The 25,557-nt window shown below is 57.5% G+C and carries 22 protein-coding genes and 1 tRNA gene; 9 read left to right on the plus strand and 14 right to left on the minus strand.

The genetic code is table 11. The features are described 5' to 3' along the window. Positions 1–15 precede the first annotated feature (15 nt). Together ACESMK_RS04655 and ACESMK_RS04660 are read right to left on the minus strand one after the other, a co-directional pair. The gene (locus ACESMK_RS04655; protein ID WP_372995754.1) at positions 16–1,278 is read right to left on the minus strand and encodes a tyrosine-type recombinase/integrase; all 1,263 of its coding nucleotides are present in this window, start codon (positions 1,276–1,278) and stop codon (positions 16–18) included. An 84-nt stretch (positions 1,279–1,362) separates the two neighbouring features. Then, positions 1,363–1,453: transfer RNA gene (locus tag ACESMK_RS04660), tRNA-Ser, on the minus strand. A 190-nt stretch (positions 1,454–1,643) separates the two neighbouring features. Between ACESMK_RS04660 and ACESMK_RS04665 the strand changes: the two genes are divergently transcribed. Beyond that, entirely contained in the window at positions 1,644–2,174 is a 531-nt protein-coding gene (locus tag ACESMK_RS04665; RefSeq protein WP_372995756.1) for an isochorismatase family protein, read from the plus strand. 66 nt (positions 2,175–2,240) lie between these two features. Next, complete coding sequence (locus ACESMK_RS04670; protein ID WP_372995758.1) at positions 2,241–2,900, plus strand: cupin domain-containing protein; 660 nt, start codon at positions 2,241–2,243, stop codon at positions 2,898–2,900. Positions 2,901–2,929: 29 nt separating this feature from the next. Here the strand turns inward: ACESMK_RS04670 and ACESMK_RS04675 are convergent, their stop codons facing one another. The 6 genes from ACESMK_RS04675 to ACESMK_RS04700 form a co-directional block, all read right to left on the minus strand. Beyond that, positions 2,930–3,295, minus strand: coding sequence for a hypothetical protein (locus tag ACESMK_RS04675; protein WP_372995760.1), 366 nt, complete (start codon positions 3,293–3,295; stop codon positions 2,930–2,932). Positions 3,296–3,405: 110 nt separating this feature from the next. Beyond that, complete coding sequence (locus ACESMK_RS04680; protein WP_372995762.1) at positions 3,406–4,305, minus strand: LysR family transcriptional regulator; 900 nt, start codon at positions 4,303–4,305, stop codon at positions 3,406–3,408. 20 nt (positions 4,306–4,325) lie between these two features. Then, a complete protein-coding gene (locus ACESMK_RS04685; protein ID WP_372995764.1) occupies positions 4,326–4,943 on the minus strand; it encodes a flavin reductase family protein in 618 nt (205 codons plus the stop codon). Beyond that, the gene (locus ACESMK_RS04690) at positions 4,943–6,139 is read right to left on the minus strand and encodes an MFS transporter (protein WP_372995766.1); all 1,197 of its coding nucleotides are present in this window, start codon (positions 6,137–6,139) and stop codon (positions 4,943–4,945) included. Before ACESMK_RS04690 ends, ACESMK_RS04685 begins: the two co-directional genes overlap by 1 nt. Positions 6,140–6,142: 3 nt before the next feature. Beyond that, the gene (locus ACESMK_RS04695) at positions 6,143–6,970 is read right to left on the minus strand and encodes a CheR family methyltransferase (protein WP_372995768.1); all 828 of its coding nucleotides are present in this window, start codon (positions 6,968–6,970) and stop codon (positions 6,143–6,145) included. A gap of 37 nt (positions 6,971–7,007) precedes the next feature. After that, a complete protein-coding gene (locus ACESMK_RS04700) occupies positions 7,008–7,937 on the minus strand; it encodes a chemotaxis protein CheV (RefSeq protein ID WP_372995770.1) in 930 nt (309 codons plus the stop codon). Positions 7,938–8,125: 188 nt separating this feature from the next. Here ACESMK_RS04700 and flgA point away from each other — a divergent pair, with 188 nt between their 5' ends. From flgA to ACESMK_RS04715, 3 genes are all read left to right on the plus strand, one after another. Then, positions 8,126–8,827, plus strand: a complete 702-nt coding sequence (gene flgA / locus ACESMK_RS04705; protein WP_372995772.1) for a flagellar basal body P-ring formation chaperone FlgA — start codon at positions 8,126–8,128, stop codon at positions 8,825–8,827. A 153-nt stretch (positions 8,828–8,980) separates the two neighbouring features. Then, a complete protein-coding gene (flgM, locus tag ACESMK_RS04710) occupies positions 8,981–9,307 on the plus strand; it encodes a flagellar biosynthesis anti-sigma factor FlgM (protein WP_372995774.1) in 327 nt (108 codons plus the stop codon). A gap of 7 nt (positions 9,308–9,314) precedes the next feature. Next, positions 9,315–9,785: a flagella synthesis protein FlgN gene (locus tag ACESMK_RS04715; protein ID WP_372995776.1), complete on the plus strand. Its 471-nt coding sequence runs from the start codon at positions 9,315–9,317 to the stop codon at positions 9,783–9,785. Positions 9,786–9,815: 30 nt separating this feature from the next. On the opposite strand, the gene ACESMK_RS04720 is transcribed toward ACESMK_RS04715, so the two are convergent. Continuing rightward, the gene (locus tag ACESMK_RS04720) at positions 9,816–10,565 is read right to left on the minus strand and encodes a pilus assembly protein PilB (protein ID WP_372995778.1); all 750 of its coding nucleotides are present in this window, start codon (positions 10,563–10,565) and stop codon (positions 9,816–9,818) included. 265 nt (positions 10,566–10,830) lie between these two features. Between ACESMK_RS04720 and ACESMK_RS04725 the strand changes: the two genes are divergently transcribed. The 3 genes from ACESMK_RS04725 (at position 10,831) to ACESMK_RS04735 (ending at position 14,009) form a co-directional block, all read left to right on the plus strand. Next, positions 10,831–11,403 (plus strand): peptidylprolyl isomerase, encoded by a 573-nt coding sequence (locus ACESMK_RS04725; protein ID WP_372996060.1) that lies wholly within the window; start codon positions 10,831–10,833, stop codon positions 11,401–11,403. 4 nt (positions 11,404–11,407) lie between these two features. Then, positions 11,408–13,303, plus strand: a complete 1,896-nt coding sequence (gene mnmC / locus ACESMK_RS04730; protein WP_372995780.1) for a bifunctional tRNA (5-methylaminomethyl-2-thiouridine)(34)-methyltransferase MnmD/FAD-dependent 5-carboxymethylaminomethyl-2-thiouridine(34) oxidoreductase MnmC — start codon at positions 11,408–11,410, stop codon at positions 13,301–13,303. 73 nt (positions 13,304–13,376) lie between these two features. Beyond that, positions 13,377–14,009, plus strand: a complete 633-nt coding sequence (locus ACESMK_RS04735; RefSeq protein WP_372995782.1) for a CBS domain-containing protein — start codon at positions 13,377–13,379, stop codon at positions 14,007–14,009. Between the two features lie 11 nt (positions 14,010–14,020). Here ACESMK_RS04735 and ACESMK_RS04740 read toward each other — a convergent pair whose 3' ends face one another. The 5 genes from ACESMK_RS04740 to ACESMK_RS04760 all read right to left on the minus strand — a co-directional run bounded on the left by ACESMK_RS04740 (position 14,021) and on the right by ACESMK_RS04760 (position 24,341). Beyond that, on the minus strand, positions 14,021–16,771 hold the full coding sequence (locus tag ACESMK_RS04740) for a hypothetical protein (RefSeq protein WP_372995784.1): 2,751 nt from the start codon (positions 16,769–16,771) through the stop codon (positions 14,021–14,023). 144 nt (positions 16,772–16,915) lie between these two features. Beyond that, on the minus strand, positions 16,916–18,952 hold the full coding sequence (ligA, locus tag ACESMK_RS04745) for an NAD-dependent DNA ligase LigA (protein WP_372995786.1): 2,037 nt from the start codon (positions 18,950–18,952) through the stop codon (positions 16,916–16,918). 73 nt (positions 18,953–19,025) lie between these two features. Beyond that, positions 19,026–20,039, minus strand: coding sequence for a cell division protein ZipA (gene zipA / locus ACESMK_RS04750; RefSeq protein ID WP_372995788.1), 1,014 nt, complete (start codon positions 20,037–20,039; stop codon positions 19,026–19,028). A gap of 122 nt (positions 20,040–20,161) precedes the next feature. Further along, entirely contained in the window at positions 20,162–23,656 is a 3,495-nt protein-coding gene (smc, locus tag ACESMK_RS04755) for a chromosome segregation protein SMC (RefSeq protein WP_372995790.1), read from the minus strand. A 1-nt stretch (position 23,657) separates the two neighbouring features. Further along, positions 23,658–24,341 carry a GntR family transcriptional regulator gene (locus ACESMK_RS04760; RefSeq protein WP_372995792.1) on the minus strand — a complete coding sequence of 228 codons (684 nt, stop codon included), beginning with the start codon at positions 24,339–24,341 and terminating at the stop codon, positions 23,658–23,660. 286 nt (positions 24,342–24,627) lie between these two features. On the opposite strand from ACESMK_RS04760, the gene ACESMK_RS04765 reads away from it, so the two are divergent. Then, positions 24,628–25,554, plus strand: a complete 927-nt coding sequence (locus ACESMK_RS04765) for a GGDEF domain-containing protein (protein ID WP_372995793.1) — start codon at positions 24,628–24,630, stop codon at positions 25,552–25,554. The last annotated feature ends 3 nt before the right edge of the window (positions 25,555–25,557 follow it).

Consider the following 25,557-nt stretch of genomic DNA (forward strand, 5'->3'; position numbering starts at 1 on the left):
CAGCAGATTAAGGCCTCATTCCAATCTATCGAGAATGGTTTTAAGCCGCTTTAGACTCGGTGCCGAGCCATATCTGCCATAAGTAATTTGCTCATGTTTATGACCAAGTAAATGCGCTGCGATGTGCTCGGGAACACTTTTTCGATTCAGGGCATCGGCAAACGTGTGCCTAAAACTATACGAGGTCGGTGACCGACCTTTTGTTGAAGGAGTAACGTAAGTGCGTATGTAGCGATTAAGTCTCGTGGTGAAGTTTCGTGACCAATCGTTATACTTTCCTGTCGGTGAGGTCGAGAATAATTGGTGGTGCTTTTCCTGTTTCCTGTCCTTTAGATATTTAAGAAACCCGATGTCCAAAATGCTGTTCGGCAGGGGAAGGTTACGCTTCGACGCTAGTGTTTTTAAATGCTGCTGAGGTCCTGCGTCGGTAACTTTCAAGTACCAGATCTTATGAGCCTCATCGTATGCAACATCCTCACAGCGTATCTGACAAGCTTCACTAGGCCTCAAACCCATTTTTAACTGTAGTGATGCAATCAGCCGGTTCTCCAGCCCGCTTACCCCTTGGAATGGCTTCGCATTAAAAAGCTCCTCAAGCTGAGCCCCTGTCCAGATTACGCGCTGATCAATGTCTTTGCGATCATCGGCTACTTTTAGCCTCAGTCGGGCGAAGGGATTGCGTGTGATGTACTCCATTGATTCGCACCAGGCAATAAACTGCCGAGCGACGCTAACGTGCTCGTTAACCGTCTTGGGAGCCCAGTTGGTACGTGCTACGAGGTCATCCCGATAGCCAACAGCCTGTTTCGGCCCAAATCCTTTCATGCCGAACTGATCGAGGTACACTCCAAACGGCTTTAGCCGGTTGAATAGCTGTGCCAGATATCTTTCTGTGCAGCTCCCTTCTGCTTTTTTATGCTTAATAAATTCTTGAATGAGAATGGCGGAGGTTTGACGCTTATTTCTAGTGCTTCTTTGACTTGCTTTTGAAGAGCGACTGGCAGGCGAAAGGACGGGAGCTGAAGGGATGAACAACGGCGGTGCTATTCGAACAGCATCAATGGCTTGGTTAAAAACTTCAATCGATCTAAAAGTTGAGTCCTTCTCGAAAAGTTCTAGGACAGCATGTGTGACGCGAGCATTTAGCTTGAGTGCTTCCGACCGGGACTTTGTTCGAAGGGAAATTCTTACGGTGTGGGGAAAACCGGAGCGATGCCATTTTCGAGGCACCGGGATTCGACTGTAATAAACTGCGTGAGATGATCTTTGAAGGTACATTGTTCCACCAGGTTGTTCCACCTAGTAAAACGCTTCGGCTAAACCGAAAAAGCCCTTATATCTCAGTCACTTACGCCAAAAAAATGGCGGAGAGGGAGGGATTCGAACCCTCGATACGCTATTAACGTATACACACTTTCCAGGCGTGCGCCTTCAGCCACTCGGCCACCTCTCCAATAAACTGTTTCAAATCAGCGATGTCGTCGCTCATTTGAGGGCGCAAACTTTAATGGTTTTACGGGCGGTTGGCAACTCCCTGGTGAAAAATCGTCAAAAAAATTCATGCCTGGGCGGTTTTCTGTTTATCGGTTGAACGGATTCAGGACTATCGTTACAAAGAAAGGCATCCACAAGAGGACATAACCATGCTGATGAAAGCCGAGCAATCGACACTGCTGCTCATTGATGTTCAGGAAAAACTGATGCCGGCCATAAGCCACGGTGATGAGGTGGTAGACCGGTGCATCGTTCTGGCCACCATCGCAGGCCTTATGGAGGTTCCGGTGCTGGGCACAGAGCAGCTGCCCGATAAGCTCGGCCATAACGTTGAAGCGGTACGGGAGCTGTGTGACCAGACCCTGGCCAAGCACCATTTCGATGCCTGTCCGGATGGCCTGGTGGATCAGTTACCGGAAGGCCGGCAGCACATTGTGGTTGGCGGCTGCGAAACCCATGTCTGTATGATGCAGACCGCCCTGAGCCTGATCGATGCGGGTTACAAGGTCTGGGTAGTGGCAGATGCGACCGGGTCCCGTAACGAGTTTGATCGCGATGTCGCGCTGGATCGCCTGAGCGAGAGCGGCGCCCGGATTGTAACGCTGGAGATGGTGGCGTTTGAATGGATGCGCCATGCCAGGCATCCGCAGTTCCGGAACATCCAGACCCTGATCAAATAAAGGCATCCGCTGGGGCGGTATATTCGTAGAAGAACGCTTCAGTCACAGGTGGTTTCGAGGTTCGCAATGCTCAATATGGACTTTTCCAAAAAGGTCGTCATTCGCACCGCCGAGCAGGAGTGGGTTCCCAGCCCCGCCGGCGGGGTTCTTAGAAAGCCTCTGGCTCGCGAGGAAGCCGAGCGCGGCCACGCGACCAGCGTAGTTCGGTACGAGCCGGGAGCGTCTTTCAAGCGACACGAGCATCCCCTGGGAGAGGAAATTCTGGTTCTGGACGGCGTGTTTTCCGACGAGACCGGCGACTACCCGGCCGGAACCTACTTGCGTAATCCGCCAGGCAGCGGGCACGCGCCTTTCAGCAAAGAGGGCTGCACCCTGTTGGTCAAACTCCACCAGTTCGATGACCGTGATCAGTCGACCGTGCGAATCGACACCCGGAATACGGCTTGGCTTCCGGGTATCGGAGGTCTCGAGGTCATGCCGTTACACGAATTCGAACACGAGCATGTGGCCCTGGTGAAATGGCCAGCCAACGAGGTGTTCCAGCCTCACAGGCACTTCGGCGGGGAGGAAATTTTCGTGCTGTCGGGGGAATTCTGTGATGAGCATGGTCGCTATCCCGAGGGAACCTGGATTCGAAGCCCCCACATGAGCCAGCACCACCCCTTCGTAGACAGGGAAACGGTTATCTGGGTCAAAACCGGTCACCTACCGGTTTCAGCGCCATAAAAAAGGGCCCCGAGGGGCCCGAACAGTGGCTAAGAGATCGCTGTGTGTTGCCAGTTTTGCCTGCTGAATGCGTCGTTGCTTGCGCCGTCGGATACCGGGCTGAAGAGAACTTCCTCCCCGGCCGGCACCGCAAACACGTGGTACGCCTCAGGGCCAAATGGATCCAGTGCCGTGTCAAGATACTCGAAGCTGTCGGGCACGGGCTCTCCCGAGAAAGCGACGCGGAACTGCCGCTCCAGAGTGGGTGTGGTGACATTCAGAGGCTGCTCCACCCAGAGGTAGACGGCCTTGTGGGGCACGACGTATTCGCTGCGCACCACCCTGTAACCCTCTTTGAGCGTGAGCGTTGTCGGCTCTTTGCCCGGTTCCAGACGGAATTTGTGGATGGTTTTCATAGCTACTGCTCCTCTATGGGTTGCTGCCTTTCACAACTCCATAGTGGACAGGAACAGAGTTCGATAAAATAAGCTTTTCTGATCTTTTAAGTTCGTTTTTTTCGATGACGTCAGGGGTAACTGTGGCCGGTATGGGCATCAACGATGGCGCGCACCCCCTCGTGAGCGGTCTTTCGGCCCCGGGTAATGGCAAACAGCTCATCCATCACTTCGTCGATGGATGCAATCTGTTCAACCTCATACTGCCGGCAGACCTCATCGCGGATTGCTGTCGGGGCGGCGAAAACACCGTAGCCCTGGCTTCCGAAGACTTTGATCAGGGCGCTGTCGTCCACCCTGGCAACCAGTCTCATGCGAACCCCATTCAGGGAAAACCAGTTCATCAGCCGCTCGAAATAGGGCGCATCGGTGGCGTTGGCCAGTAAGGGCTGGCCATTGAGTGATTCGGGAAAGCCGGTCTTCAGCTTATTCGCCAGTTCTGGCGCTGCAAACAGGCTCATGGTGGATCCCGACAAGGGATGTACTGTGAGATTCCCCTCCTCCTGCAGCTTCGGCATACGATCCGTCAGTACCAGATCCAGCTCCTTGCGCTTCAGGCTCAGCACCAGGTCTTCGGTGCGCCCGGTCTGGCACTCAAGTTGAATAGAGCGTTCGCCTGCCATGGCGGGCTGTAGCAGGTAGTAGGCAATGAGCTTGTGGATAGACGCAGAGACGCCAGCACGCAACGTCAGCGGCCGCTCGGACGGATCAAGCCGCAGGGTCTCTGCCAACTCTCCGGTGAGCGCGAAAATGTCGTCGGCATACCCCAGGATCAACCGCCCGAGATCGGTCAGAACCAGTTTGCGCCGTTCCCGGGAAAACAGCCGCCCACCCACGGACGCTTCGAAGGTGGCAAGCTGGCCACTGAGGGTCTGAGGTGCAAGCTCCAGAACCTCGCTGGCCCGCGCAATCGACCCTTCCCGGCTGATCACCCAGAAATAATACAGATGGCGAAGATTAAGCTGGTCCATCCCTGTCTCCCGGGGGCTGATCAGGATGGCCGGGGAATCTTGAGTATGTCACCGAACGTGACATATTCGCTTCCACCCAAACGGCCAATCGGATCAATGGCGGCGCCATCAAAGACCAGCCTGTTCTTGTCATCGTAACGGGCTGCCGCATCGGACACCCAAACCCGGGTTACTTTTCCGAAAACCAGCGATTGGGGAGCGGCGCCAATCTCCTTGATATCATACAGTTCGCAAGCGAACGCTACGTGGCAATCCTTGAGACGCGGCAGGCCGGCACCTTCGAAGTCCACCAGTTCCAGATCAAGATTCTTCAGCTCGGATTCGCCATGGGGCAAGGTTCGCGAGGATTCGGTAACCGCGGCAGCGAGTTCCCGGTGCGCAATGTGAACGACGAAATGCTTCCTCGCCTCGATGTTCACCCGGGTATCCTTGGACACGCCCTCTGCCGGCTTTTTGCCGACGGAAATCATCAACAACGGCGGATTGCTGGTGATCGGCGTGAAAAACGAGAACGGCGCCAGATTGAAATCACCGTCAGGGTTTTCACTCAGCACCCAGGCCACAGGGCGCGGAATAACCGTCTGGGTCAGAACGTGGTAGGCATCCTTCGGGTCCATACCCTCGAAATCTATAAGCATCATTCTCTCCCGTTCACTGCGGTTTCAGGCGTTCGCTCCCGCAACAGCCAAAGGGTCATCAGCAGCCCGTGCAGGATGAGGAACGGTACCGCGACCATAACCAGCCCGCCCCAGCCCAGCCAGCTCAGCACGGCGCCTGCCGACAGTGCGGCGGTAGCCTGGGAGCCAAATACCATGATGTCGTTCAGGCCCTGTACCCGGAAGCGTTCCGCATCCCGATACCCCCGGGGCAATAGCGTGGTCCCGCCCACGAAGAGGAAATTCCAGCCGATACCCAGCAACAACAGGGCGGACAGATAATGGTGAAAACTGACACCACTGGCGGCCAGGGCAATACAGCCAAGGTAAGCGAGCAATCCTGCCGCCATCATCAGGGGAATGCCTACAACCCGGGTCAGCCAGCCGCTGATCAATGAGGGGAGATACATGGCCATGATATGGAGTTGGATGACACGTTTGGCATCGTCGAGATCGTGCCCGGCCATCTCGGTCATGCTCAATGGCGTGGCCGTCATTATGAAACTCATCACGGCATAACCGATGGCCGCAGCGCTGATCGCAGCCCAGACCAGAGGATTCGCCAGGACTTCACGCAGTGGACGGCCACCCCCCGGGTGGGTTTCCTGCACCCGTTCGCCCCTGGCCCGGTAACCTGCGCCGAGAATCAGCAAGGCAGCGCCCTGCACCACCGCCAGGCCGAGCCAGCTGACCAGGAACGGATACTGCTCGTCGGCGCCACTGCCCAAACCGGCCACTTCCGGGCCGAGCCAGGCCGCAACCAGACCACCCAGCAACACACGAGCGGCAGCCGAACCGGCCATGCCCGGTGGCACCGATTCCATGGCAGCAAACCGGTACTGGTGAACAACCGCCAGCCCTGTACCGCCGACCACAGCGGCAAGGCACAACAACGAAAACAGCCCCGACCAGGATGCCAAAGCCCCCATAAGGCCCGCCACGATGCCCATGACCGCGCCCAGCAACATCACACGCTTGCGCCCAATCCGTTCCATCAGCCAGGTTGCCGGCTTTATCGCCAGCACCGTGCCTACTACCACAAGACCAACGGGAAGGGTTGCATACTCTGCCGCTGGCGCGAGCAGACGGCCCTGAATGCTGCCGATAAACACAAGAAAAGGCGCTGTGCACATGGCCAGCGCCTGAGCGGCAACCAGGACCCAGACATTAAGGGGCATGGGTTACTTTTTCCTGTAGATGATTCCGGGATGGCACTGCACCATCTCATAGAGGTGCGGCAGGCCGTTGAGTGACTCGGAAGCGCCCAGAACAAGGTACCCGCCAGGGTTCAGGGTGGCATGCATCCTGGTGAGAATGTCCTTTTTCAGGTCCGCGGAAAAATAAATGAGAACGTTCCGGCACATCACGATATCGAACTTGCCGAGCATGTAGCGTTCCAGCAGATTCAGCTCCTTGAACTCCACCATACTCTTGATCTGCGGTTTGATTTGCCAACCACCGTTGAGGGACGGCGTGAAAAACTGCTTCTGCCGCTCCGGGGAGAGACCCCGGCCAATGGCGATCATCTCGTATTCGCCCTTGCGGGCGACCTCGAGAACACTTTTGGAAATATCGGTGGCGGTGATCTTTACATCGCGCAGCTTCCCGGGCCTTGACCGGCGAAATTCCTCCACAATCATGGCGATGGAGTAAGGCTCCTGCCCGGTTGAGCAGGCTGCGGACCAGATTCGCAGAGGCTGCCCTGAGCTGCGCTCGGCGAACTCGGGAAGCAGTTTCTCCTGGAGAATCCGGAACGGATGATTGTCACGAAACCACAGGGTTTCATTGGTGGTCATCGCATCGATGACCACTTCTTTCAGGCCACCACGGCCCGGCCGCTTGAGGCGTTCAAGAAGCTCACCAAGGGTGTTCAGGCTGTTCTCTTCGAGAATCCTGCGCAACCGGCTTTTCACCAGGTACTGTTTGTTTTCGCCCAGTAAAATCCCACAGGCATCCTGCAGGAACGATTTGAAGGCTTCATATTCCTGTGGCGTTATTTCCGCTTTCATTGGGTCTCTGTTCTGAGTGAATCTTTGAGCGGCCCCATCAACCCTGGTCGATGATTTCCATAACCCGTTCTGCCAGTTCGTCCGGACTGAACTTCGCCATAAAGTCGTCCGCTCCGACTTTCTTCACCATAGCCTGGTTGAAGACACCGCTGAGTGACGTGTGGAGCATCACAAACATGTCTGCCAGGGCCGGATCACCTTTGACTTTGGTCACCAGGGTATAGCCGTCCATTTCAGGCATCTCTACATCAGAGATGATCAATGAGAAGTGATCTTTTGCCCGCGAACCGTCAGCAGTCACTTCCTTCAGGTATTCGAACGCCTGCTTGCCATCATTCTTGGTGACAACTTCCATGCCTATGGCCGTGAGGCAGCGTTCAATCTGCCGACGCGCTACCGAAGAGTCGTCCACCACAAGTACTGGCAGGTGACCGGGCACCCGCTCTGCACTCTTGCTGAGAACCGCTTCAGTGACATCCTCCCCAAGAGGAGAAACTTCTGCAAGAATCTTCTCTACATCAATGATTTCTACGAGCTTATCATCAATTTTGGTAACGGCGGTAAGGTACACATCGCGACCTGCGCCTTTCGGAGGTGGCAGTATATCCTCCCAGTTCATGTTCATGATGCGATCAACACCGGTTACCAGGAAACCCTGCGTCTTCCGGTTATATTCGGTGATAATCACAAAACTGGTGGCCAGTTCCTCCTGTGGGATACCGGGCAAACCGATCGCCATGCTCAGGTCAATGATGGGGATGGTCTCTCCCCGACTGTGGGCAACCCCACGGACAACCGGGCGGCTGTTCGGGAGTGACGAGAGTCTTGGACACTGCAGGACTTCCTTCACCTTGAAGACGTTAATCCCGTAGATCTGCCGCCCCCTGAGACGGAAAAGAAGGAGCTCAAGGCGGTTCTGCCCCACCAGCTGAGTACGCTGGTTCACACTGTCCAATACCCCTGCCATTTTGGTTCTCCTGGCTTGCCGAATTCACAACGGCATATATCTTGCTGATCACTGAATAATTGCCTGATTGACGGAAAACCGTCATATCAGCGGCGGAACAACCAGTTTAACGGCTACTTTTCCCGAATCCTTAACCTGATTCGGGCTTTTCTGCCCTGATGTTGACAGCATAGGACAAACTGACACGTATGCGCATCACCAATTTCGCCCTACTAATCCTAATGTCTGGCCTGAGCGGCCCGGTGCTGGCTGAAACCACCGCCGATCAGATCCGCAAATCGACAGTGGCGTTTCTGGAGAGTTTCGCCTCTGAACAGGCTGCCGAGGGTTATAACGTCAGCTTCAAGCCCGGTTCGATCGACAGCCGGCTTGCCCTGGCTGAATGCGCACAGCCACTGAACGTGGAATTCAGCGGTGATCCCTGGAAAAGCACAAGCCCGTCTATACAGGTAGCCTGCGAGGGTGCCCGCCCCTGGCGGATGTTCGTCACTGCGTCTGTTTCCATCCGGGGGCCGGCTCTGGTGGCAGCGCGCCCACTGACCCGGGGGGAACGTATTACCAGTGACCTGTTGAGCCAGCAGTCCGTTGAAGTGAATGCCTCAAGACGCGGGGTCATGACCGCAACGGACCAGGCTATCGGGATGCAGGTCCGGAGAGCTGTCAACGCAGGCTCGCTGATTACTCCCGACATGCTCTCTGCGCCAAATGCAGTGGAACGTGGCGATCATGTTATCATCACCGCAAAAACCGGGGGGTTTTCAGTGCGTTCCCGCGGCAAAGCCCTCGCCAGTGCCAGTATCGGGGAACAGGTTCTCGTGGAGAATCTGCGTTCGTCCCGAACCATAAAGGCCAGCGTTGTGGCACCCGGCCAGGTGGAGATACCGATGTAGGTCGGGCTCGGCAATTCGTTGCCGAAGCGGCAAGTTTATGCCATGCAAACAGGCGAAAAAATTACTAAAGGTTTTCGCGGCGCAGCCGTTAAGAAGACATAAACTCGAGTAAGCGTCGCAATCGCGTGGCGCAACAGGCAAGCAGGTAATGATATGTCAGTTGACTTAAATGGAATTGGCCCCGGCCAGGTCAACACCCAGAGAACCACGGCCGACAAGGGCGCCAGCACCCAGAATACCCAGCCGGCGACCAATGAACAGGCGAAAACCCAGGCTCAGGGAGCCCGGGGTGAGAACGTGAGCCTGAGCAATCAGGCCAAGAATCTCAAACAGCTGGAACAGAAGCTGGGTGATTATCCGGAAATGGATGACGACCGCATTGAGCAGATCCGCTCCGCCCTGGAGAACGGCACGTACAAGATTGACGCCGAGAAACTGGCCCAGAAAATGCTTGAGATGGATGAAAGCATTTTCGGGTGAGTAGACCATGGCCGCAATTGATGATCTGAAAACTCTTCTTTCCCAGGATATCAGCCAGCTGGAAACACTGGCTGATATCCTGGACAGAGAAAAATCCTGTCTTGCAAAATCCGACCTCCGCCAGCTGGACGCTCTTACCAAAGAGAAAAACGACCTTCTGAGTGCCTTACGTGAGCGGGCCAAACAGAAAATCCGGACGCTGGTCCAGATGGGCTACCGCCCTGAGAGCGGTGACCCCTCCCGTTTTATCCGCAGTGCCGGCTCTGCCGAACTGTTCAATCTCTGGCAGGACGCGGACCGGAAACTGCGGGCCTGCCAAACCCTGAACCAGACCAACGGCCGGGTGATAGCACACCTGCAGAAACGCCTTTCCCGGCTCACGGATATTTTCCGTGGCGCCACCGGCCAGCAGAAGCTCTATGGTGCCCAGGGACAACAGACCACGGTTTCTAGCAGTACAGTGCTCGCCAGCGCCTGATCAGGCCCTGGCAACGCCACTGGCGAACACTCAGCGGGTGTAAATGGTCATCTGTGAGTCCGGGTGGAAGCGGATGTCGTGAATACTCACGTTGCCCATTGAGGCGCCCTGGCTGCCGGTAACGCGGATGTTGTCCATCCTGATCTCCTCAATGCGCTCCGGGAACGCCAGCATCAATCCGCCGTCTTCCCCCACCTGGTATCGGGGTTCTCCTTCACGGTAATGCACACCGGAAATGGTCAGGTCTGAATCGAGAAAGTTGAGCACCGGCACAAAGATGTTCGCCGCAAGCTTCAGGCCTTCGATGACGTCCGCCGCTTCCTGTCCATCCTGCCCACCGGAGCCCGACGGATTATCCGCCATATCGCCAACAATTCCGATACGATCCAGCAGGGTTGGATCCCCCTGACCAGAAATTGCCGCCAGCTCGGTCTCCGACAAGGGGGCTAGATTACCCCTCTCATACAGCTCACCAGCTTCCAGTGCCGACTGTGAGGCGTTTGCGTTATTGCTCGCCGCAAGCGTGACCAGAGGCTGGAACGGCAGCGTGACCATAGTCACCAGCGCCGCCGCGTTACGGTACCGGGACTGGTGTTTGAGAACCCGGTAGAGTTCCTTTTCGCTGATCCAGCCAGCCTGGATAAACACCTCACCCAGACGCTGGCCGGTTTCGCGCTGAAGCTTCAGGCCTTCATCGACCTGCCCTTCAGACAGATAACCGCGGTTGATCAGCAGTCGCCCGAGGCGTGATTTTTCTTCAAATCCCTGACGGATTCTCACCCAGTCTCTCCTCTTGAACAGTGAAAACCGTACAACCCGGCCCGGCCAATGTGATCCACGAATTCCGATATCGGAAGGTTAGCCGATCACAACAAAATGTGCGTTGATACAGTCGCCGTTTTACCATCCCGTTCTGGTAAGATCTGGCACCTGATAACAGAATTGACTGAATTGTCGCAGGAAACGCCCCTGCCAATAACACAGAGAGCGGCTAAAAATGACAAATCTGGTAAAACCCGTAAGAAGTGTGACTCCCGTACTGATTATGCTCCTCACATTGCTGGTGCCGGCTACCAAAACGCTGGCCCAGAGCAGTGAGCAACAGGCCAGCGAAGCTCTGCCCATGGTCCGGATGGTGACCAGCGAGGGGGCCATTGAACTACAGCTGCGTCCCGATGTTGCGCCGGATACCGTTGCCAATTTCCTGCAATACGCCCGGGACGGTTTTTTCAATGGCACCGTCTTCCACAGGGTCATCCCCGGATTCATGATCCAGGGTGGCGGATTTACTGAAGATCTCTCCCGCAAATCAACCCGGGCTCCGATCCGCAACGAAGCCAAGAGTACGCTACCAAACCTGCGTGGCACCATTGCCATGGCCCGCACCAGTGCGCCCGATTCGGCGACGTCCCAGTTCTTTATCAATCTTTCAGATAACGGCTTCCTGAACGAGGGCGTCCGTGGCCCCGGTTACGCCGTTTTCGGTAAGGTCACTGAAGGCATGGGCGTTGTTGACGCTATCGCCCGCAAACAGACCACCAGGAAACAAGGTATGGCGGATGTCCCGGTTGAACCGGTGATGATCGAGAAGGTTACAGTAATCGAGTCCGAAGGCTGACACCATGAACCGGTCACCGCTGCCTCCGGGGATCGAGTCGGCAGAGATTGCCTGGCGGGACGGTGTCCCGGAATCGGTCCGGTTTGGCGACGTCTATTTCAGCCGGGACAACGGCCTGGAAGAAACCCGGCATGTCTTTCTGCAACATAACAAGTTGCCGGAGCGGTTCTCGCGTGTTCCCCGGGGTGGGAGTTTCGTTGTCGCCGAAAACGGATTCGGGACCGGCCTGAACTTCCTGGCAACCTGGCAGGCCTGGCTCAGCACCGCCCCATCCCATGTCGCCACCCTGCATTTTGTCTCCGTTGAACGCTACCCGCTGACCCGCGACGATCTGGCCCGGGCACTGGCGTTGTGGCCGGAACTGCAACCGCTGGCTGACGAACTCCTGCGGCACTATCCACCTCTGGTGCGCGGTGCACACCGGCTGGTACTGGCCGGAGGGCGGGTTCGGCTGACCCTTTACTTCGGCGACATTCATGATGCCTGGCAATCCCTGGCGTTCCAGGCCGATGCCTGGTACCTGGACGGATTTGCCCCTGCCCGCAATCCAGATATGTGGCTTGAGACCACCATCAACCAGATTCGCGCCCACAGTAAACCCGGTACAACCCTGGCCACCTTCACATCGGTCGGTCGGGTACGGCGTGCCCTGGCGGACGCCGGGTTCTGCATGGAGAAGACCTCGGGGTACGGCCGAAAGCGCGAAATGCTCAGAGGTGCTCTGCCGACTGAAGATGAAGCCTACCCTCAAGCCAAGCCAACCGGAGACGGAACGATCGCAATTCTCGGGGCGGGCATTGCCGGCTGCGCACTGGCACGAAACCTCGCGGACCGGGGCTGGCCAGTGACGCTGATTGATGCCCGGGGGCCCGGAACCGGCGCTTCGGGTAATGCCCAGGGCGCCCTCTATGCGAAACTCGGCGTGGAGTTCAACGACCAGACCCAGCTGGCCCTCACATCCCTGATCTTTTCCCAGCGCTTTTATAACGCCTGGCGAGACCAGTACTGGCACCCGACGGGGTTGCTGCAGCTGGCCCACAGCCCCCAGGAAGCGGACCGACAGAACCGCTTCCTGCAACGCAACGGCTATCCCGAAGACGTTCTCTGTCCGGTGACCCGGGAGCAGGCCAGCCAGCTTTCGGGCGTGCCAACACAATCCGGCGGCCTCTGGTTTCCAGGCAGCGGGTGGCTCGAGCCAGGTAACCTGTGCCGGGCTTTGGCGGACCATCCACTGATAACCACGGCATTCGATGTGGCTGTGAATCGACTGCTACCCTGCAACGGACAGTGGCACATTTCCGCGCAGAAAGGCACATCCATTGTGGCCGACCGGGTGGTTATCTGCTCGGGCCATCTGAGCCCCGACCTGATCCCGATAAAGGGCCGTTTCCGGATGAAAGCCATTCGGGGCCAGGTCACTCACCTGCCTGCAACGTCTGTCGTTAACGCCAGGACCGTGATCTGTGGCAATCGGTATCTGAACCCGGCGCTCGGCGATTTTGCCGTGACGGGGGCTACCTTTGACTTGCGCAGCAATAACCCGTCACCCACGGCAGCGAGCCATGAGGAGAACCTTCGGGAACTGAACCAGATGTTGCCGCTCGTCTTCAACACAAAGGAAGGCGGGCTGTCAGGTCAGGACCTGGATGGTCGAGTGGCTTTTCGCTGCACCACCCACGATTACCAGCCCGTCGCCGGCCCGATGTTCAACGGAGAAAGTGCCTGTCTGGATGATCTCTACCTGTTTACGGGCCTTGGCAGTAAAGGGCTGACCTATGCTCCGTTGCTCGCCGAGTACCTGGCCGACCAACTCACCGGGCAGCCGGCCTGTCTGCCCGGAAACCTCGCCAGACGCCTGGAAACCCGACGCCTGTACCAGAAAGATATGGCGGTTTCGTAATAAACTACATCTGAAGTTCCCGGTCAGACTGCCGATAACCCTTTAACAGGTGGCATTGTCACGGAGAGCAATCATGTCCATTTTTGTCAGCGAACCCGGCCGCCCGGTCGGAACCCGGTTGCCGGAAGCGTTCCGGGCCCGACCCGTGGGCGACGTAACGGAGCTGGCAGAAACACAGGCCATCAACCCTGGCAGAAGTGAAGCGACCGACGCCGAATTTCAGCAGGCAGCCAATGCCGGTCGGTATAAGGCCCTTGAAGAATACGGTGCCGCGGCTGCGGGCGAACGCCGTGAAGACCGCCCTTATCTTCCGGTATCCAGAATTTCTTCACCCACCCTGTATTCCGTGCCGGCCTCTGCAACGATTTCGGAAGCCTTGTCAGTGATGGATGAACATCAGGTCCACCATCTGGTGATCATGTCTGAACACAACGTTGCAGGCCTCGTGGATCTGCGCTGGCTCCTTGGCTGGCTCCATGAGCATGAGGGCAATGCCATGAGCCAGAGCCTGGTTCACATTGAGCTTCCCGCTTTCCTGACCGCGTCCCCGGAGACCGACGCCCACCAACTCGCACGATTGATGCTGGCCCACCAACTCAATGCCGCGCTGGTGGTAGACGCCAAGGGCGCTGCTGCAGGTATCGTAACCAGCACAGACTACCTGCGCCTGTACGCCAGCGCCGGGCGACACGAAGGAACGGTCTGAACCGTTCGCTGCTAGTCCAGAGGCGTCAGAAGCAGCCCCTCCGGGCTGAACAGAAGTATTTTCCAGTCACTGCCCAGCCTGGTTAACGCTGCAATCTCGTCATCACGGTAGTTCTCCAGGGCGAGAATTTCGGAGTCGTCCGCGGCGAGCTGGTAGCGCCAGTTGTTCCGGAAGCGGCTGTCCTCGCTATCGTCATCGCCCTCCGGCACCAGTGAAATCCGGGTAAGAATCCCCTGATCCATACCGGATACTACGGCCTCGCCGGAGAAATCCCCATCCGTGACACCGGAAACGGCCATGTCGCCGTCAAAATCGGTCAACCCCAAGAACGACACAACAGCCTGATCACTTTCATCGTTGAGAGAAAAAGCCCGGCTCACATTTCCCGCAGACGAATATCCGAGAAGGAACCCTGCAGCACTTGAAACCGGTTCTCGTTCCAGTACGGGGTCTTCGTCTTCCTGCTCAACAACGGAGTAGAGGCCATCGCTGCTTCCGATCAACCAGAAGGTGCTGTTCCGGAACACCCCTCCTGAAACCGTCTCATTGCCCTCTGTGCCCACCTGATAGATGTCCAGATCATCGGTTGCACCGGAAGCAGTGTAGAAAAAGGCATCCGTACCGCCGATGACCGGAGCGCCTTCCACCGAGCCCGCTGCTGAACCGAACAACCCGGGGTTGGACGACCCGGTGCTGCCACCGGCGACGCTGTCATCGGCCCCGGAACCGGCCTGGCGGGTCCAGGCGACGACAGGTTGCTGGGTATTGCCGTCCAGCTCCGTGTCAATTCTCTGGAGGAAACTGTCTATGCCTCCCGATGCCTGCTGCTGGTCAAAAACACCTGTGGTTTCACCGGCCAACACAACATAGCCGGTATTGCCATTGATTCCGGCCCAGCGCACCTGATCGTCAGCATCGGTGCCAGTCCTTACTGTCCAGGTGGGAACATACTCGCCACCGTTGCTCGCAGAATCGAACCAGTAGAGTGACGTCACGACGTCCCGGCCGCCCAGTGCGGTGGTGCCCGCAACCGGCTGCTCGGTACTGTAGGCAACCACAAATTCGAAGCGGTCCACTTTTGTACCGGCCTGGGTCACTTTCCGCTGTACGACATTAATGACCGGGTCGGGAGCCTGCAGGCTGTCGCCGGCGTCGGAGATGTCAACCTGCTGAAGCTGTGCGCCCCGTTGGTCGAAAATCCGAACCAGCACCCTATCGCTATCCTGGCTGTCGTAACCGGCAACAAACAGTCGGCCGTCGTGGCCCATGGCAAAATCCGTGGCTACAAAACCATCAGCCTCATTCAGCGCAAGCGGTGACGTCAGTTCGTTGAGACTGACCCGGATCAGGTTTTCAGTTTCACCGCGGGCATAGTCCTCCCGGCCGGCCTGGAAACTCTCGTCAATGCCCAACAATATAACCCGGTCATTGAAGGCGGGGTTGGCGTAGCTGTCTGCTGGCACCCGAATCCGGAAAGGCACTTCATCTGTACCCATCGGGAAAACCAGTTCGTCATTCTCAACCCAGTTTCCATCTTCCTGCCGCTCGATAACAAATTCGGAACCAACTCGTGCGGTGGAGTCCTCGGTATGGCTGAGTTTTGCAAAAATATCCCGGTCCCGCTCACCAGAAAGCCGGGCAACGTATTCGCGCACATCACCAACATTGAGCGTATCCCTGACACCACCTTTGGCCGTTTTCAGTGCAAGAACGGGTTCGTTATCCTGAATGGAAAGGTTGGTGACCACACCCCCGTTGCCACTGCCAAGACCAGCCAGCCCGGAACGAACCTCGGTCAACGCCAGTTGAAGTGACTCAACAGGCTCAGGAAAGCTGTCTTCAACAACTTCGAGGGGAAGGTAGCACTCGGTAATACCGGGCTCGAGCGTAATCACACCACGGGTGTAGAAGCCCTCTTCGTCCATTTCATAGTCGATGTAGTCAAGTTCGTTCTCCCCGCTCTCATCCCGCGGAAGAGGACTGTCACTTCCAAGCCCGACAACATCCTTGCCCAGGATGGCATCACCGGTATTGGACACGCTGTGATCGCACTTCTGATGCGGAGGCGAGAACCCGACGTCGCAGCTGGTCGGGTCGTAATCGGAGCGTAGCTCAAAGGCAACAGCTACCCGGGTTACGGAGGGTTGATCAAGAATGACCTTCACAAAAACACGGCGCGTTGGCAAGCTCAGTTCCCTGGTACCTGACACAGAGCCATCATCGTTGTACTGGTTGACCGAGAAACGGTGCTCGCCTTCGGTTTCCAGATCCGGCAACGCACATTGCTCCCGATTACTTTCAGGGACTTCCAGGCTTTCACCCTCGGTGAAGAGCTCCGCATCCAGCGACATGACGTTGTATTTAACGTCGATGTCGAACGGCTGAAAGCCGGCCATCCTGCCGTCGGTTGTCAACAGGTTGATTCCTTCGGTCTTGCCGAGATCGGCGTCCCCCCGGTTACCGCCGCTCAGACCCGGAACCCCCCGCATGATAATGCCCTGACGTGCCTTGTTGCTGGTGTCCTCAAGCGCCAGCCAGGACGGAGCATTAGTGAGAGAGTAATCCAGGATATCCTCGCCACCATAGGCCCCGAAATTGTAGGAATATTCAACGCCGAGGTAGGCGAACACCGGAGGCGCACCAAGAACGGTCGGCTGATCGGGATCTTTTTCCGTTTTGCAGCCAGAGAACCCGGCCAGAAGCAGCACCAGAACGGCGATACGGCGAACAGGATGAATGCGGGAGTAAAAATCGGCGCCCATGAAAAAATCCGTTTCAATCGTTGTTGTTGTGGCAGCGAACGCCCGGATGAAGCAGAAACACCGGGCGGTTTACACACCGTTACAGAACAACGCCATGGTAGCCAATTTGGTGCGCAGGGGATCTGCGCGAGTTCTCAGATTCGGTTAGCCCACCTCCAGCCCATGTTCTTCCAACAAGGCAATCAAGCCTGCCTCATCCAGAACAGGAACCGCCAATTGTTCAGCCTTGGCCAGCTTGGAACCGGCGGCCTCGCCCGCAACCACGCAGGCAGTTTTTTTGGAGACGCTTCCGGCCACCTTGGCGCCCAGGGCCTCCAGCTTCTCTTTGGCGTCGTCCCGGGTCATTCTGGAGAGCGTGCCTGTCAGCACCCAGGTCTGGCCTTTCAGGGGCTTATCCCCCTTCTGGATCTGCTCTTCCTGCCATTCCACGCCGGCTTCACGCAGCGCTTCCAGGGTTTCCCGATTATGGGTCTGCTCGAAAAAGCTCCGAATATGACCTGCAACGATCGGCCCGACATCCGGCACTGCCTGCAGGTTTTCTTCATCAGCCTCGGCAATGGCCTCCAGAGTCCCGAAGTGCGCCGCCAGGCCCTTGGCAGTGGCCTCCCCGACCTCTCGAATGCCGAGGGCGTAAAGGAAACGCCACAGGACTGGCTTTCTGGCCCGATCAATGGCAGCAACCAGATTGGCGGCCGACTTCTCCCCCATTCGTTCAAGTTTAACCAGATCATCGGTTGTCAGGCGATACAGGTCGGCGACGGTTTCCACCATGCCCTGATCGACCATGATGTCGATCCATTTGTCACCGAGGCCTTCGATATCCAGGGCTTTCCGGGAGGCATAGTGACGGATGGCTTCCTTGCGTTGGGCCGGGCAGAACAGGCCGCCGGAACATCGGGCGACCGCTTCTCCTTCAATCTGGATAACATCCGAATCGCAGACCGGGCACTGTGAGGGCAGCTCCACTTCTTTCGCGCCCGGAGGACGCTTTTCTGTGACCACCTTGACCACCTGCGGTATCACATCACCGGCGCGGCGGATAAACACGGTATCGCCAATGTGCACATCAAGACGTCGGATTTCATCCATGTTGTGGAGGGTGGCGTTGCTGACCGTCACGCCGCCCACGAATACCGGCTTCAGCCTTGCCACCGGGGTGACGGCACCGGTGCGCCCCACCTGGAACTCCACATCCTCAATGATCGTCAACTCTTCCTGGGCCGGAAACTTGTGGGCAATTGCCCAGCGCGGCGCCCGGGAGACGAAGCCCAGGGCTTTCTGCTGGTCAAGGCGATTGACCTTGAACACAATCCCATCAATCTCGTAGGGCAGGCTGTCCCGTTTGGCCATAAGTTCGCTGTAGGCCGCAAGGCATTCCTCAACGCCCTTGGCCTTGCGCATCTCCGGGTTAATCCGGAAGCCCCAGCGTTTAACCCTCTGGAGCCCGTCCCATTGGGTATCGGGCAACAGGCTCTCGTCGGTCACTGCAACGCTGTAGGCACACATTTCCAGGGGCCGCCTGGCGGTGACCGTGGATTTCTTCTGCCTGAGACTGCCAGCCGCTGCATTGCGGGGGTTCACAAAGGTCTTCTCGCCCCGCTCAGCCAACCGGCGATTGAGCTGTTCGAAACCGTCCTTGGGCATATAGACCTCGCCCCGGACTTCCACCAGATCAGGCACATCGTCTCCGCGGAGTTTCAATGGCACAGAGGGAATGGTTCGGATGTTGGCGGTTATGTCCTCCCCGGAATAGCCATCCCCCCGGGTAGCGGCGGTCGTCAGCGCGCCATTTTCGTAGTGCAGACTGACCGCAAGCCCGTCCAGCTTGGGCTCACAGACGTATTCCACGTCGTCACTGATATCGAGCCGGTCCCTGACCCGCCGGTCGAAATCACGAAGCTCATCTTCACTGAACGCATTGTCCAGCGACAGCATGGGTAACCGGTGTACCACCTCTTCAAAACTGGTCTCGACAGCGCTGCCAACCCGCCGGGTAGGCGAATTATCCGTTGCCAGTTCCGGGTAATTGGTTTCCAGGGTCTGCAATTCCCGGAACAGCCTGTCGTATTCCGCGTCTGGAATCCGGGGGTCATCCAGCACGTAGTACCGATAATTATGGTCATCAATGACCGAACGGAGTTCTTCTACACGCTGAATGATGTCGGGCGTGGCTTTGCTCATGGACTGGCACTCTCGTCTCTCAAAAAAATGCCCGGAACAAACCGGGCATCTGGCCGTCTTTTGTCACCGGGTTTCAGACCCTCTGGGAACGCTGCTTGCGCTCAAACTCCCGGATCCGTTGGCGACAATGTTCGATAGTCTGAGGGGTCATCACACTTCGGCGTTCGTCTTTCAGTTCTCCGCCCAGGTTACGCACCACGCATTGAGCCGTTTCAAGCATGAAGTCAAACGCCTGCATCGAATTGGTCGGTCCCGGCATGCTCATGAAGAAACTGATCCCCGGGGTGGACAGAGCGGGCATGTCCCTGGGCTTGAAGGTGCCGGGTTCCACGGCGTTGGCAACGCTGAACTGGACCGGACTGGTCGTGTCGGACTGTTCATGGCGGTGGTAAATATCCATGTCACCGTGTTCCAGGCCGCAGGCTTCAAACAGCTTCTTCAGGGCTGGCCCCTTGAAATCCTCATCACTCTTGGCAAGCACGTTGATAACAATGACTTCCCGAGCCTCCGGCCGATTGGCACCCGCCAAAGGCTGGCCGCTGGTGGGTCTGGCGGGTTCGCGCCGGGCGGTGTCCTCCTCCACTTCCGTTGTGACAGTCGGTGGAGCTGCCTCCGCGTCTTCGTCAATGGCACCCCAACCGGATTCCAGCTCGGTTTCATCGGGCTCACGGCTGGACAGGTCGAAGTCCTGATCTGACTCAACGGCCTGTTCATGGCGCCCCGTCAGTGGCTCCGGCTCCGGTACTTGCTGCGGTTCCGGTTCCGGCGACTCCGGCTCACCAGACTTGGCAGCGGCTGTCACCGGACGAGTCGGCTTGGGTTTCGGAGACCCGAATCGGCTGGACTTGTCACGCTTTACGTAGCCACGCTCTTCAAGGGTATCCCGGGAAATGGTCCGCGCCCCGCCGTTGGGCAACTCGGGGTTGTACTCGTCGTCGAGAGGAGAATCCTCCAGCTCGTCCGCTCCCATACCCGATGAAATCGCCATGGATTCCTTGCGGGCCCGCCGCATCCGGCGAACACCGTCAATGACAATGCCGATAATGACCAGGGTACCGATGGCAATTAACCATTCCCTAAGTGACATAGTGCTGCTGTCCTGTTTGCAGATCCCGTAACGTTGCTACTCTAAGAAAAGCCCGTAATGAATACAACGCACACCCGGGCCAGATGGCGTTTTTGTCATGGTTGCCGGTTTTCTGAACAGCCTTACGCTTCCGCGAGCGCCGCCGCTTCGTCCACGTCCACCGACACCAGACGGGAGCACCCCGGTTCATGCATGGTTACCCCCATCAGCTGATCGGCCATCTCCATGGCAATCTTGTTGTGGGTAATGTAGATGAACTGCACCTGTTTGGACATTTCCTTGACCATGTTGGCGTAACGGCCCACGTTGGCGTCATCCAGCGGCGCATCCACTTCATCCAGCATACAGAAGGGGGCCGGGTTCAGCTGGAAAATCGAGAACACCAGGGCAATGGCCGTCAGCGCCTTTTCGCCCCCTGACAACAGGTGGATGGTGCTGTTCTTCTTGCCAGGCGGCCGCGCCATAATCGCCACACCGGTTTCCAGCAGGTCTTCGCCGGTGAGTTCCAGGTAGGCATTACCGCCCCCGAACACCTTCGGGAACAGCGCCTGGAGGCCACCGTTCACCTGATCAAAGGTTTCCTTGAAGCGTTGCCTGGTTTCCCGGTCTATCTTCCTGATGGCGTTGTCGAGGGTTTCGAGGGCCTCCATCAGATCCTCGTGCTGGGCGTCGAGATAGGTTTTCCGCTCGCTCTGAACCTGGTATTCCTCAATGGCCGCGAGGTTGATCGCGCCCAGTCGTTGAATACGGTTACCAATACGCTCCAGCTCGTCCGCCCAGTCTTTCTCGTTGGCTCCGTCCGGAAGCTGCGACAGGATGTCCTGGAGCTTCACATCCAGATCCTTGAGCTGGTCGATGTGGTTGCCGGAACGGATTTCCAGCGCCTGGGATTCCATTTTAAGCGTTTCCAGCCGCGAGCGGACCTCCTGTATCCGGTGTTCCGTGCCGCTTCTGCCCTGCTCTTTTTCCCGCACTTCTCGGTCGATCTCTTCAAGGGCATCGCGAGCCGCGCCAAGTTTTTCCTCTTCTGCCAGACGACGGTCAAGCAGGCCTTCGAGCTGCATCTGAAGGTCTTCAATGGGCTCCTCGGCGCTTTCACGGGATTCCCTCAGGATATCCAGGCGCTCATCGATACGCTCCTTTTGCATCTGCATCCGGTCGATGGTCTGCCTGAGTCCATCACGCTGGCTGTTCAGGGTCTGAAGCTGAAGCTGCAGTTGGTGGGCGTGGTCACGGTCGTGCCGGGCCTCCTGCCGCAGCCGGTCGAGGTTCTCGCGCAGGCTGTCGCGCTGTTCGAGAAGTCGTTCTTTTTCTTCATCGCTGTCTTCCGTGGATGCCAGCGCCTGCTGCCACTCTTCCCGGGCCTCCTGGAGGCTCTCTTTCTGGCCCTCGAGATTCTGCCCAACATCGTCGATGTCATCCCGTATCCGCTGAAGCCGGGCATCGATCTGCTCAGCCCGGGCCCGCAGGCCGCTGACACGGGAGGACAAGGTGCCAAGCTCCCGATCGGCCTCGCTCAAACGGGTCTGAGCCTCGTCCCGGGCGGATTCAGAGCGTTCCGCCCGTTCCTGGAGCCTGTCCAGTTGCTCGCACGCGGCCTCCAGCCTTTCTTCCGCTTCGGCCAGTTGCGAGGCCAGTTCCGTCACTTTTTTCTGGCGCTCGATCACTCCGACCTGGCCGGCGTCCGAGTCCGGCATCAATACCCAATCCCGGGATACCCAAACGCCCTCCGGTGTTATCAGGCTCTGCCCGTCCCCAAGCGTGGATCGCATTCCCATGGCATCGGCAACGGTCTCTACCGCGTCAATGCCACGAAGCAGGGAGGCAATCGCCTTAACGCCGGACACCTTGGCAGCCAGACCGCTGCTCCCGCTGTCACCCGAGGCGCCGGCTTCAACAAGGGCAAGCCCCCGGGGCGCCTCCTTCATGGCTGATGAGAGCTGGCCGATCTCAGGCAGGCACAGCCCCTGGGTAAAACGGCCGATCACCTGTTCGACGGCAAACTCCCAGCCATCGGCAATCTTGAGCTGGCTGGCAACGCGGGGCATATCGCTCAACGCATTCTGTGAAAGCCAGGATTGCAGGACATCATCGCCGGCCCCCATCTGCTCATCAAGCAGCGCCTGCTGTGATTCCAGAGAGGCTCGAAGGCTCTGCACCCGCTGGCGTTCTTCGGAGACCGCCTGCTCAGCATCGCGCTGGTTCTGGCGGGCGTCATAGAGCTCTTCCTGTATGGCGGCAATGCGCTCGGCCGCGTCTTCACGCTGCAGTTCCAGGGTTTCCTGTTGCTCCAGCAGCTCTTCCAGCTCTGCGCGATCCATCTGGCCCTCCAGCAATTCCTGCTCATCCTGGAGTTTGCGCTGACGCGTCAGCAACTGCTCGATAGCATCCTCAAGGGAGCGAATTCTGGACTGGGCAAGCTCGGCCTGGCGCCGGGCATCCGACGAACGGGCACTGAAATCCTCCCACTTGTGTTGCCAGTCGCTCATGGCGTCTTCGGCAAGCTGGAGTTTCTCGCCGGATTCCTCAGACCGCAGCGCCAGCGCCTCCTGTTCCGGCTCCATCATGTCGAGCTCTTCCTGAATACCGGCCAGCTTGTCCTCGTCCTGCTCAAGTTCACGGGCAAGTTCGCGCTGGTTGGCCAGCGCCTGATCCAGCTCGGCGGCCATCTGGCGGCTTCGTTCACGCTGGTGTTCGAGACTCTGCTCGATACGTGCAATATCAGCTCCGGCCTCGTAATACCTGGCCTGGGCGCGATTGAAATGTTCGGTACGCTCCTGATGATTATCTCTGAGGGATTCCAGAGACGTTTCTAGACTGACGCGCTCGGTCAGGTGCTTTTCAAGCTCAAGTTCGGTATCCCGGATCTTGCCGCGCCAGGTTTGCAGATCATTGTCCAGCGATTGCCAACGGAGAACTGTCAACTCGGCTTTTTTCTGGCGCTCTTCCTGCTTGTAGGCCTTGTACTTTTCGGCGGCTGCGGCCTGGCGCTCCAGATGCTGCAGTTGACGGCCCAGTTCCTCTCGCAGATCGGTCAGGCGCTCAAGATTTTCCTGGGTGCGGCGGATGCGGTTCTCAGTCTCCCGGCGCCGCTCCTTGTACTTGGATATGCCGGCGGCCTCTTCGATATAGATCCGAAGTTCCTCCGGCTTGGCCTCAATCAGCCGGGAAATCATGCCCTGTTCGATAATTGCGTAACTGCGCGGCCCCAAACCAGTACCCAGGAACAGGTCGGTTATGTCCCTACGCCGGCACTTGGACCCGTTCAGAAAATACTCGGACTGCCCTTCCCTGGAAACCCGTCGGCGAACCGAGATTTCGTTGAAACGGACAAATTCACCCGGCGCGGAACCATCGCTGTTATCAAACACAAGTTCGATAGACGCCTGGCCGACGGGCTTGCGGGCACTGGATCCGTTGAAGATGACGTCGGTCATGGATTCACCGCGCAGGTACTTGGCGGAGCTTTCACCCATGACCCAACGAACCGCGTCAATGATGTTGGACTTGCCACAGCCGTTGGGCCCGACCACGGCCGTCATGTTGGAAGGAAACGGCACCGTGGTGGGATCGACGAAGGATTTGAAGCCAGACAGTTTGATGGACTTCAGACGCATATCAGGCGCTCGCCTCCTGTCGGAGAATCGTCAACACCTGCTGCCGTTGGTGCTCTCCAAAAGCCTGGATAACGGCCTGCAGACGTTCGGTATCGTCATTGATGGCGGCGTCTGCCAGTTGCCGGAAGAAGGTCGCCGTCTCACCGATCTCTTCCCGGAAATGTTCAAGTGCCACGAAATAGGTACGGCTTATAGCGGGGCGGAAGTTCTCGAGGGTTTCTTCAAGAAACGGGTTGTCAACCAGGCCGTAGGCGTAACGCATAACCCCGAAACCGGCATCAATAACCTGCTCGGCGGCGTCAGCGCTGGTCGCGTTGAGAGCATCAATCACTGCCTGCAGCTCACGAACCTGCCCCATAACGCCGCCCAGTTCCTTACCGGACCAGCGCTCGAGCACCTTTCGACCGAGCATGCAAAGCAGATCAATGTAGATGTCGTAAAGGCTGTTGACACTCTCGGCCGTCAGGCTTGAGACCACGGCACCGCGCCGGGGGAAAATCTCGATCAGATGCCGCCGCTCGAGAATAAGTAGCGCTTCCCGCACAGAACCACGGCTGACATTCAGTTCGCCGGACACCTTCAGCTCCTGAATGCGTTCTCCGGGTTTGAGATCTCGCGTGATGATCCTTTGCCCAAGATGCTGGGCGATTTGTTCAGACAGACTTTCCGGGGCCTGAAACCTCATAGAGTTGGTCGCTCATTTCTGCAGACGGCACAATTTCAAACGCAGAAGTTTACCACAGGGAATCTTTAGCCCCATCCCCTTGTCTGACATTTTGCATAGCGGCGAAAACTCCGCGGCAAATCCCTGCCGGTTTTTTGACGGCAACCCGAAAACCGGCTTATTTAATCTAGATCTGGAATTACTTTTTTATTTTTACTCGTTGTTTTAAAAAGAAATTACGGATCGGGCACAGTTTCTGCTTTGGACAAATCCAGCACTGTAAACTTCCGCGACAGAGTGAATCCGAGTGAAAAACATACCGTCGATCCAACAGTCTCCCTCCCAGCCCCAGAAACTGGCTGCGCTGCGTCAGGCACATCAGGACTGGAACAACACGCCGGATGTGCTCACCAGGCTGACCCGTCGCCTGTCGACCACGCTGTCCCTGGAACAACAGCTGGCCATTCTGGCGGAAGAACTGGTTACTATCATCCCCTTCACCGCCCTCAACTACCGTCACCGGATTGGCAATCAGGATTTTGTCTACGCCACTGGTATGGGTGGCCCCCATCGGTGTGAGTACCGGCTCAGTCTTGAAGGTGTCAACTACGGAACCCTCACCCTCCAGCGCCGGCAGCGGTTTTCGGAGCAGGAGCTGGAAGGTGTCGAGATGATACTCGGCGCGGCCATCTGCCCGATTCGCAACGCCTGCCAATACGTTGCCATTGAGCAGGCGTCGCTGACAGACTCACTGACCGGTATTCCCAACAAACGAGCCCTGGACGATGCCCTCCAGCGTTCAAGCCTCCTGTCTGAGCGCCATGGCGAACCCTACTCGCTCATACTTTGCGATCTGGATTATTTCAAGGCCGTCAACGACACCCACGGCCATGTGGTGGGAGACCACCTGCTTCAGATTGCAGCTGCAGAGCTGGAGAGGTCGGTCAGGACGTCCGACACGGTATACCGTTTTGGCGGGGAGGAGTTTGCCATCCTGCTGCCCCATACATCGCAGGAGGATGCCAAAGACGTAGCCGAGCGGGTTCGAGAGGCGGTTGCAGCCATCCGGGTGGATGGTGGAGAAAAAGAGTTGAAGATCACCACCAGCTGTGGCGTTGCCACTTTCCTGCCCAAGGAATCGCCACAGGCGTGGTTGGCACGAGCTGATGAAGCACTTTATCGTGCCAAACACCAGGGCCGGAACTGCACCCGGGTGTTTGCCACCATTTCCTGAGCA

Origin of the sequence: Marinobacter sp., assembly GCF_041687235.1 — a bacterium.
Taxonomy (GTDB): domain Bacteria; phylum Pseudomonadota; class Gammaproteobacteria; order Pseudomonadales; family Oleiphilaceae; genus Marinobacter.

Coding starts and splice junctions, on each gene's coding strand:
- ACESMK_RS04695 (WP_372995768.1), bottom strand. CDS start 6,970: ATGAAAGCGGAAATAACGCCACAGGAATATGAAGCCTTCAAATCGTTC.
- ACESMK_RS04670 (WP_372995758.1), top strand. CDS start 2,241: ATGCTCAATATGGACTTTTCCAAAAAGGTCGTCATTCGCACCGCCGAG.
- ACESMK_RS04675 (WP_372995760.1), bottom strand. CDS start 3,295: ATGAAAACCATCCACAAATTCCGTCTGGAACCGGGCAAAGAGCCGACA.
- mnmC (WP_372995780.1), top strand. CDS start 11,408: ATGAACCGGTCACCGCTGCCTCCGGGGATCGAGTCGGCAGAGATTGCC.
- ACESMK_RS04735 (WP_372995782.1), top strand. CDS start 13,377: ATGTCCATTTTTGTCAGCGAACCCGGCCGCCCGGTCGGAACCCGGTTG.
- ligA (WP_372995786.1), bottom strand. CDS start 18,952: ATGAGCAAAGCCACGCCCGACATCATTCAGCGTGTAGAAGAACTCCGT.
- ACESMK_RS04760 (WP_372995792.1), bottom strand. CDS start 24,341: ATGAGGTTTCAGGCCCCGGAAAGTCTGTCTGAACAAATCGCCCAGCAT.
- ACESMK_RS04725 (WP_372996060.1), top strand. CDS start 10,831: ATGCTCCTCACATTGCTGGTGCCGGCTACCAAAACGCTGGCCCAGAGC.
- ACESMK_RS04700 (WP_372995770.1), bottom strand. CDS start 7,937: ATGGCAGGGGTATTGGACAGTGTGAACCAGCGTACTCAGCTGGTGGGG.
- ACESMK_RS04685 (WP_372995764.1), bottom strand. CDS start 4,943: ATGCTTATAGATTTCGAGGGTATGGACCCGAAGGATGCCTACCACGTT.
- smc (WP_372995790.1), bottom strand. CDS start 23,656: ATGCGTCTGAAGTCCATCAAACTGTCTGGCTTCAAATCCTTCGTCGAT.
- ACESMK_RS04655 (WP_372995754.1), bottom strand. CDS start 1,278: ATGTACCTTCAAAGATCATCTCACGCAGTTTATTACAGTCGAATCCCG.
- zipA (WP_372995788.1), bottom strand. CDS start 20,039: ATGTCACTTAGGGAATGGTTAATTGCCATCGGTACCCTGGTCATTATC.
- ACESMK_RS04665 (WP_372995756.1), top strand. CDS start 1,644: ATGCTGATGAAAGCCGAGCAATCGACACTGCTGCTCATTGATGTTCAG.
- flgM (WP_372995774.1), top strand. CDS start 8,981: ATGTCAGTTGACTTAAATGGAATTGGCCCCGGCCAGGTCAACACCCAG.
- ACESMK_RS04680 (WP_372995762.1), bottom strand. CDS start 4,305: ATGGACCAGCTTAATCTTCGCCATCTGTATTATTTCTGGGTGATCAGC.
- flgA (WP_372995772.1), top strand. CDS start 8,126: ATGCGCATCACCAATTTCGCCCTACTAATCCTAATGTCTGGCCTGAGC.
- ACESMK_RS04690 (WP_372995766.1), bottom strand. CDS start 6,139: ATGCCCCTTAATGTCTGGGTCCTGGTTGCCGCTCAGGCGCTGGCCATG.
- ACESMK_RS04740 (WP_372995784.1), bottom strand. CDS start 16,771: ATGGGCGCCGATTTTTACTCCCGCATTCATCCTGTTCGCCGTATCGCC.
- ACESMK_RS04715 (WP_372995776.1), top strand. CDS start 9,315: ATGGCCGCAATTGATGATCTGAAAACTCTTCTTTCCCAGGATATCAGC.